This window comes from Streptomyces ossamyceticus (assembly GCF_001418475.1).
Taxonomy (GTDB): Bacteria; Actinomycetota; Actinomycetes; order Streptomycetales; family Streptomycetaceae; genus Streptomyces; species Streptomyces ossamyceticus.
Genome location: NZ_LIQX01000992.1, coordinates 1 through 1126, shown reverse-complemented (window position 1 = coordinate 1126; position 1126 = coordinate 1). Strand labels below are relative to the sequence as shown.

Here is a 1126-nt window from a genome sequence, read left to right as displayed (position 1 = left end):
GTGTGGCGGGGCGGGGTGGAGCGATCCGCGCCGAGGGTGGCGAGAGCTCGTGTGCGTCCCTGTGGGGCCGGGGAGCTACGGGACTGGGGCGCTCTACGGCACTGAAGGCGCTGCCCTGCGGGACCGGGGCTGCCTTACGGGAAGGGGGGGTGCCCTGCGGGACCAGTGGCGCCCGAGAGGCATGGGGTGCCCCCTAGAGGCAGGGGCGCGCGCCCCATGGGGCCGGAGGCCGCAGTGGACGTATGAGCAACGGCCGCCCCACGCTTGCCCCTCGTAACGCCCGCGACCGAAGTCCCGGCCTTGCGGCCTTGCTGCCCTCTTGCTCTTTCCTGTCGCCTGCCGCCCTCCCCCCTGCCTCCCCGACTCCCCGGCTCCCCGGTTCCTTTCCTGTCGGTCGGGGCGGGCGCGCGGCAGAATGGGCGGTCGGCTCGGTCGAGGGAAGGGGGCCGCGTATAGAACGCGGTGGTGAGTCGTTGAGGGGGTGCGGCCCGGCGGTGCTGGACGCGCTGCGCGGAGCGGGGTGGGCGCCGGGGCGTCGCGTCGACACGGGGGACTGGGTGCGGCAGTTGACCGTGGTTGGGTTCGAACTCGACGACACGGTGGTCGGTGTCTGGGTGGAGTTCGGCGGGCTGACCATCGGGAGCTGCCCGGTCCGCGTCCCCGCTTCCTACCTGTGTGTCGACCCGGTGGACGCCTGTGTCGACACCGTTGAGGAGGCGGTCTCGCTGCGGCGTCGATTCGGGGAGGGCTTCAGTCCGTTGGGCATGTGGTCGGTCCAGTTCAGGTCGTACGTCGCGGCCGGCGGGCGCGTCGTGGCCGTGGGGCCGAACGTCCTGTGGCATCTGGGTGCGACCTTCGCCGAAGCGCTGACCTACGTCGTGGAGGGCGACGGCGGAGCCCCTCGCGCCGAGCAGGCGGACTGGCTCGGCAACTGCCTCCCCGGCAACGGCCTCCCCCGCGACAACCTCCCCGGCAACTACCTCACTGACGACCGCCTCCCCGGCGACAGCCTCCCCGGCCACTGAGGCACGCCCCCACCCCACATCACCGCATCCCCGCCCGAACCCCCGCCACCTCCCGCCGTCCCGCTGGCCGAACCTCATTCGGCCGGAACCAAGTCCTTGCT

General features: G+C 72.8%; 1 protein-coding gene. It reads left to right on the top strand.

Annotated elements, in window-relative coordinates:
* The first annotated feature begins 494 nt into the window (after window positions 1-494).
* Window positions 495-1025, top strand: coding sequence for an SUKH-3 domain-containing protein (locus AOK15_RS41270; RefSeq protein WP_055524419.1), 531 nt, complete (start codon window positions 495-497; stop codon window positions 1023-1025).
* Window positions 1026-1126 lie beyond the last annotated feature (101 nt).